1 protein-coding gene is annotated in these 990 nt (G+C 64.1%); it reads right to left on the bottom strand.

All coding sequences use genetic code 11. From position 1 onward, the window contains the following. Positions 1-94: 94 nt before the first annotated feature. Positions 95-990: hypothetical protein (locus IEZ12_RS37330; RefSeq protein WP_229848733.1), on the bottom strand; the 896-nt coding region annotated here is incomplete at its 5' end.

The following is a 990-nucleotide window of genomic DNA, read 5'->3' as shown; positions in this document are numbered from 1 at the left end:
CGATCAGCGCAGATGCAACGGCGCTACACGTTCCGGTGACGACGAAACCGACATCACGTCACTTACCGCCCTCTGAGCTCGTGGTGTTGTCGGTTCAGGCCTCGGCGTCGGCAAAGTAGTGGTCGATCTCGTCTTCGTAGTAGCCGGTGTCCGTGCCCTCGAAGCGGTCGGTAATGTCTTGGGTCTGCAGGATGACGTACTGCTGGCGTAGACCGGCGGCATGGATCTCCTCGGTGCCCGTGAGGCGGAGTTCACAGATCTGGCAGGAGAAGTCCTTCGCGATGTGGACGACATCCCGGTGGACATCGTTCTCCACCAGTCGCTCGTTGGTCGCCCGGACCTCGTCGAGCAGGAGCCGAGCAGGTGAACCGCAGGCCGGACACTCCACCCGCTCGACCGGCTGCAGGAACCAGCGGTGGCGCAGCGCCCTACGTGCGGCGAGGGCAGCCTCGTCCAAGGTGTTGAAGAAGGCGCGGGCGGCGTCGATGCGTTGGGCGACTTCGTGGCGCAACCTCGCATCTTGAGCATCCACCAGGCGCTGGCCATGAGCGATCAACTCGGTGCCAACCAGGACCTGCGCGGTGGTACCGAGATGCGAGCACAGGACGTCGACGACGCGGACGAATCGCGGCAGCCACTTCTCCTGGTCGATCGCCAGCGCGCTCTGGGAGCTGTGCAGTTCGGCGTTGCGTAGCTTGACGAGGAAGCCGGCGTCCGCCGCTCGTTCCTTGAACCCTGGGACCACCAGGTTGAGCCGTGAGATGACCAGGGTGGTGGGAACGGATTTGGGACTGCCTCCGGTCGGGAAGCCCGCCGCATCCATGATCGAATCGCTCCTGTTGGTACCGCTCTCAGCTAGGAGGGCCGGATGGACCTGTGCCAGGGGCGCACGGAGCAGGAACTCGAGCCTCAGTACTGAAGTTGAATGTGTGATGTCGCTCGGACGGGTGAAGCAGTAGCGTTCGTCTGCCGGTGGAGGGTCGAGCCCGG

This window comes from Kitasatospora griseola, assembly GCF_014648555.1.
GTDB lineage: Bacteria > Actinomycetota > Actinomycetes > Streptomycetales > Streptomycetaceae > Kitasatospora > Kitasatospora griseola.
Note: the sequence above shows the minus strand (reverse complement) of the source record. Positions and strands in the feature narration are given on the sequence as shown.